Genomic DNA, 5,799 nt, shown 5'->3' with positions numbered 1-5,799 from the left:
GCCGCCTACAGCCGCGATGAGATGAAGGCGCTGACCGACGTCTTGAAGAAGCACGAGCATGTCTGGGTCATGACCGACGACATGTACGAGCATCTGGTCTACGACAACTTCGTGTTCTGCACCCCGGCGGAAGTGGAGCCCGCGCTCTACGACCGCACGCTGACGGTCAACGGCGTCTCCAAGGCCTACGCCATGACCGGCTGGCGCATCGGTTACGCGGGCGGTCCGCAGCCTCTTATCAAGGCCATGGCGAAGATCCAGTCTCAATCCACCTCTAACCCCTCCTCGATCAGTCAGGCGGCGGCGGTGGAGGCCCTGAACGGCCCGCAGGACTTCATTCCGGAGAACAACAAGCTCTTCAAGAGCCGCCGCGACCTGGTGGTGAAAATGCTGAACGACTGCCCCGGCCTCACTTGCCTGAAGCCCGAGGGCGCCTTTTATGTCTATCCCTCCTGCGCGGGGGTGATCGGCAAGACTTTCCTCCGACGGCGACTTCGTGACCTATCTGCTGGAGTCCGTGGGCGTCGCCGCCGTGCAGGGCGAAGCCTTCGGCCTTTCGCCCTATTTCCGGATCTCCTACGCAACCTCGACCGAGGCGCTGGAAGAGGCCTGCAAGCGCATCAAGAAGGCCTGCGAGCAGCTGAGCTGACCAGCGGGAGGAGCCCATGACCATGCGCATTCTGGTGATCGGCGCCGGGGGCGTCGGCGGCTACTACGGCGCGCGCCTGCAGGAGGTCGGCCATGACGTCGTCTTCGCCGCGCGCGGCGCGCATGCCGAGGCCATGGCGGCCAAGGGCCTCAAGGTCTTTTCCCAGCGTGGCGACTTCCATCTGCCGGAGGTCGCTTTGCTCGACCGGCTGGAGACGCCGGGCGACTTCGATCTGGCGCTGGTCTGCGTGAAGCTGGCCGACACCCAAAGCGCCGCCGATATCGTCAAGCCGCTGGCCGGTCCCGGCACGGCCATCCTCTCCCTCCAGAACGGCATCGACGGGGAGGCGATCCTGGGCGCCGCGCTCGGCCGCGACGACATCATGGGCGGGGTCAGCTACATCTCCGCCCACATCAAGGAGCCCGGCGTGATCGAGCATGTCACGCCCCATGCCAAGATCGTGTTCGGCGAGTTCTCCGGTCAGGAGACGCCGAGGGCCAAGGCGATCCTCGACGCCTTTTCCAGCGCCAGGTTCGAAAGCGAGCTGGTCGGCGACATCGAACGGCAGCTCTGGCGCAAGTTTGTGCTGCTCTCGGCCTTTGCCGGCGCCTGCACCCTGCGCGGCGAGGACTGCGGCACGCTGCGCGCCAACCCAGAGGGCCGGCAGCTCTATCAGGACCTGGTGGCGGAGGCCGTGGCGGTGGGGCGCGCCAAGGGCATCGACCTGCCCCTGGAGCTGGAGGAGAGCGTGCGCGGCAACCTCGACAAGCTGCCCGGACCCATGAAGCCCTCCATGCTGATCGATCTGGAGCGCGGCAAGCCGCTGGAGCTGCCCTGGCTGTCGGGATCGGTCGCACGCCTGGGCGACGAGTTGGGCATCGACACCCCGGCCAGCGATTCCGTGGTCGCGGGCCTCGCCGATCGGGTGATGGGCGCGCAAGGCTAACCCGCTGCCTCTGGAAAGGCGGCTGTGGACTCCTACATCTTGAGGGGCGCGCAAACCCCCTCGTTTTTCATGTGATTGGGAGCACTCCTTGGCCGACCGCAAAGCCCCTGGCAAGAAGGCCTCCGACAAGGACAAGAGCCAAGACGACGGCGACGAGAGCGTCTTCGAGAAGGAGGACTCGCGCGTCGGGCGGCGCGTGCGCCGCTATGCCCAGGTCGGCGGGTCGGTCGGCGGTCTGGCCGCCCAGCTGGTCGGCAGCCGCGTCTTCGGGCGCGACCTGGACCGGACCAAGCATTCCTCTGAGCTGAAAGCGGCGCTGGGCGGGCTGAAGGGCCCGCTGATGAAGGCCGCGCAGATCCTGGCGACGATCCCGGAGGCGCTGCCGCGTGAGTACGCCGAGGAGCTGCGCCAGCTGCAGTCCAACGCGCCGGCCATGGGCTGGCCCTTCGTCAAGCGCCGCATGCGCACCGAACTGGGCCCCGGCTGGCAGGACCGCTTCGCCGACTTCGACCGCGAAGCCTCGGCGGCCGCCTCCCTGGGTCAGGTGCACAAGGCCCACGACCACGACGGTCGCCTGCTGGCCTGCAAGCTGCAGTATCCCGAGATGTCCTCGACCGTCGAGGCGGACCTGAAGCAGTTGAAGTGGGTCTTTTCCGCCTACCGCCAGTACGACAAGGCCATCGACACCAGCGAAATCTACAAGGAGCTGAGCGACCGGCTGCGCGAGGAGCTCGACTACGAGCGCGAGGCCCGGCACATGGCGCTGTTCCGCCGGATGCTGGCCAAGGAGGAGTCCATCGCCGTGCCGGAGGTGGTGTCGGAGCTGACCACCGACCGGCTGCTCACCATGACCTGGCTGGAGGGCACGCCGCTGCTGGACTTCATCGCTGAGCACGAGACCGATCAGGAGATGCGCAACCGCGTCGCGGTGAACATGTTCCGGACCTGGTACGTGCCCTTCTACCACTACGGCGTGATCCACGGCGATCCGCACATGGGCAACTACTCGATCACGCCGGAGGGCAAGGTGAACCTGCTCGACTTCGGCTGCGTCCGGGTCTTCCCGCCGGCCTTCGTCAAGGGCGTGATCGACCTCTACCACGCGCTCGACCGCAAGGACGAGGCGCTGGCCCGCGAGGCTTACCGCTCCTGGGGATTCGACAACCTGAGCGACGACCTGCTGACCGCGCTCAACATCTGGGCGGAGTTCCTCTACGCGCCGCTGCTGGAGGACAAGGACCAGCCGATCATGCGCGGCAAGGCGGGACAACTGGGCGCGGAGACGGCGGGCAAGGTGCACAAGGAACTGCGCCGCCTGGGCGGCGTGCGCCCGCCGCGCGAGTTCGTGCTGATGGACCGCGCGGCCATCGGCCTCGGGTCGGTCTTCATGCACCTGGACGCCACGGTCAACTGGCACCGCCTGTTCCGCGGCCTGGCCGACGACTTCGACCCCAAGGTCATGGCCGACCGCCAGAAGGAAGCCCTTACCAAGGCCGGCCTGCCCGAAGAGATCGCGGCCTGATTTCCCCCGGCGACTCCTAGTCCTGGCGCTATACTCTCCCGGCGGTCTGACCAAAGCGGGAGGTCTCCATGGCATCTGATGCGTCCAGCGGGCTTTTGCCGATCCAGGGTTATGCGCTGGAGAACGGCGGGCGGGAAGTGGCGGCGGAGGACTTCGCCGGGACCCAGCCGCTTTGGGTATTGCTCGACCGGACCAACAGCGAGGCGCAGCACTGGCTGAAGCGCGACAGCGGGCTTCCCTCCGACGTGGTGCAGGAGCTTCTGGCCGAGGAGACGCGGCCGCGCTGCGAGGTGCATGAGGGCGGCGTCCTACTGATCCTGCGCGGCGTGAACCTCAATCCCGGGGCTGACCCCGAAGACATGATCTCGGTCCGCATCTGGGCCGAGGAGCGGCGGGTGATCGCCCTGCGCGGGCGGCGCATCATGGCGCTCGCCGACCAATACGAGGCCCTGAAGAAGGGCGAGGGGCCGACGCGGGTCGGCCAGCTCGTGACCCAGATCGTGTTGCGGCTGCTGATCCGCATGGAGCCCACCATCACGGCCTTCGAGGAGACCTGCGACGACCTGGAGATCGACGTCCTGGAATCCCAGAAGGGCGACCTGCGCGAGCCGCTCTATGCGCTGCGCCACAAGCTGATCACGCTGCGGCGCTACGTGGCCCCGCAGCGCGACGCCCTCAAGCTCTTGGCCGAGCTTCATCCGGCTTTCTTCAACAAGGACGACCGCAACCGCCTCAGGGACTCCATTGACCGCGTGACCCGCTACGTCGAGGCGCTGGACGCAACACGCGAACGCACCACCGTGATTCAGGACGAACTCAGCAACCGTCTGGCCGAGTCCGCCAACAGCCGCATCTACCTGATGTCCATCGTGGCCGGTATCTTTTTACCGCTAGGCCTTGTCACGGGCCTGCTTGGGATCAATGTATCTGGCATGCCCGGTGTGGAGACGCCCTGGGCATTTTGGGCTGTCTGCGGTCTGCTGGTGGTTCTTCTGGGTATCGAACTCTGGCTGTTCCGCCGCATGAGGTGGCTCTAAATAAGCCGGAAACGGCCTTAGATAGCCAACTTGCGACCTGTCTTCCCTTTCCAAACGGGTAGACAGTCGTCATTCTTGCGCACTGCCCAAGTGGAAAAAGACATTTAGGGGGAGAAGGCTCGACGATGAAAATCGCCATCCCGAAGGAAATAAGAGACGACGAGCAACGGGTCGCCGCCTCTGCCGATACGGTCAAGCGCATGATCGCGCTGGGGCTGGACGTTGTGGTCGAAAGCGGCGCCGGATTGAAGGCCGCCGTCACCGACGAGGCTTATGAGAAGGCCGGCGCCAAGATCGCCAAGGACGCGAAGTCCACGCTCTCCGGAGCGGAGGTGGTCCTGAAGGTCCGCCGCCCCATGACCAAGGACGAGGGCACAGACGAGTTCGCGCTGCTGCCCAAGGGCGCGGTCCTGATCAGCGGGTTCGACCCCTACCGCGCCGGTGAAGGGTTGGAGACCGCGGCCAAGGCCGGGCTCACCTGTTTCGCCATGGAGCTGATGCCGCGCATCACCCGGGCTCAGTCCATGGACATCCTGTCCTCGCAGGCCAACCTCGCTGGCTACAAGGCCGTGCTGGACGGCGCCGCCGTGTTCCGCCGCGCCTTTCCCATGATGATGACGGCGGCGGGCACCGTGCCCCCGGCCAAGGTCTTCGTGATGGGCGCCGGCGTCGCCGGCCTTCAGGCCATCGCCACGGCCAAGCGCCTGGGCGCCATCGTCTCCGCCACCGACGTGCGCCCCGCCGCCAAGGAGCAGGTCGAGAGCCTGGGCGGCAGCTTCGTCGCGGTCGAGAACGAGGAGTTCAAGCAGGCCGAGACCTCCGGCGGCTACGCCAAGGAGATGTCGGACGACTACAAGAAGCAGCAGGCCGAACTGGTCGCCGAGACCCTGAAAAAGCAGGACATGGTGATCACCACGGCGCTGATCCCGGGCCGTCCCGCGCCCAAGCTGATCACAGAGGCCATGGTGAAGACCATGAAGCCCGGCTCGGTCATCGTGGACATCGCCGCCGAGAACGGCGGCAACTGCGAACTGACCAAGGTCGGCGAGGTCGTGGAGAAATACGGCGTCCTGATCGTCGGTCACCGCAACGTGCCGGGCCGCCTGCCCGTCGACGCCTCCTCGCTCTTCTCGCGCAACCTCTACAACTTCCTTGAGACGCTGGTCGACAAGGAGAAGAAGACGCTTGCGATCAACTGGGACGACGATCTGGTCAAGGGCACGCTGATCACCAAGGACGGCAAGGTCGTCCACGAAGGCGTGATCGAGGCGCTGGGCCTGAAGAGCGGCTCCGGCAGCTCTGGCGGGGCCAAGAAGGCGCCCGCCAAGAAGCCCGCCGCCAAGAGTTCCGGCGCGAAGAGCTCCGGGTCCAAGGCTTCGGCGTCTAAATCCCCGGCTTCCAAGTCTTCTGGAGCCAAGAAGCCCGCCGCCAAGAGCGACGAGAAATAAGGGAGGGGGAGAATGTCAGAACAGAGTCTCACCGATAAGGCCAATGCGCTGGCGGACAAGGCCAACGAACTGGCCGCCGACGCCGCCGGTCTGGCCATGGAGGCCGGGCGCACGGCGAGCGAGCAGATGGGCGCGATTGCGGACGGCGGCCACGGCCCCTCCATGCTGGTGATCGGGCTTACGGTCTTCGTGCTGGC

Annotated in this window: 5 protein-coding genes and 1 pseudogene; all 6 read left to right on the top strand. The window is 66.2% G+C overall.

Going from position 1 to position 5,799, the window contains the following annotated elements; all coding sequences use genetic code 11:
* Positions 1-649, top strand: a pseudogene (locus P8X75_14375) (aminotransferase class I/II-fold pyridoxal phosphate-dependent enzyme).
* Between the two features lie 16 nt (positions 650-665).
* Positions 666-1,595: a ketopantoate reductase family protein gene (locus P8X75_14370; protein ID MEJ1996368.1), complete on the top strand. Its 930-nt coding sequence runs from the start codon at positions 666-668 to the stop codon at positions 1,593-1,595.
* Positions 1,596-1,683: 88 nt separating this feature from the next.
* A complete protein-coding gene (locus P8X75_14365) occupies positions 1,684-3,117 on the top strand; it encodes an AarF/ABC1/UbiB kinase family protein (protein MEJ1996367.1) in 1,434 nt (477 codons plus the stop codon).
* A 68-nt stretch (positions 3,118-3,185) separates the two neighbouring features.
* The gene (locus tag P8X75_14360; protein MEJ1996366.1) at positions 3,186-4,154 is read left to right on the top strand and encodes a zinc transporter ZntB; all 969 of its coding nucleotides are present in this window, start codon (positions 3,186-3,188) and stop codon (positions 4,152-4,154) included.
* 125 nt (positions 4,155-4,279) lie between these two features.
* Complete coding sequence (locus P8X75_14355; GenBank protein MEJ1996365.1) at positions 4,280-5,602, top strand: Re/Si-specific NAD(P)(+) transhydrogenase subunit alpha; 1,323 nt, start codon at positions 4,280-4,282, stop codon at positions 5,600-5,602.
* Positions 5,603-5,614: 12 nt separating this feature from the next.
* Positions 5,615-5,799 (top strand): hypothetical protein (locus P8X75_14350; GenBank protein MEJ1996364.1); only part of this gene is annotated, 185 nt, incomplete at its 3' end.

Origin of the sequence: Limibacillus sp., assembly GCA_037379885.1 — a bacterium.
Classification (GTDB): Bacteria; Pseudomonadota; Alphaproteobacteria; order Kiloniellales; family CECT-8803; genus JARRJC01.
The sequence above is the reverse complement of the archived record's forward strand: the minus strand, read 5'-3'. Positions and strand labels throughout refer to the sequence as shown.

Coding starts and splice junctions, on each gene's coding strand:
- P8X75_14360 (MEJ1996366.1), top strand. CDS start 3,186: ATGGCATCTGATGCGTCCAGCGGGCTTTTGCCGATCCAGGGTTATGCG.
- P8X75_14355 (MEJ1996365.1), top strand. CDS start 4,280: ATGAAAATCGCCATCCCGAAGGAAATAAGAGACGACGAGCAACGGGTC.
- P8X75_14370 (MEJ1996368.1), top strand. CDS start 666: ATGACCATGCGCATTCTGGTGATCGGCGCCGGGGGCGTCGGCGGCTAC.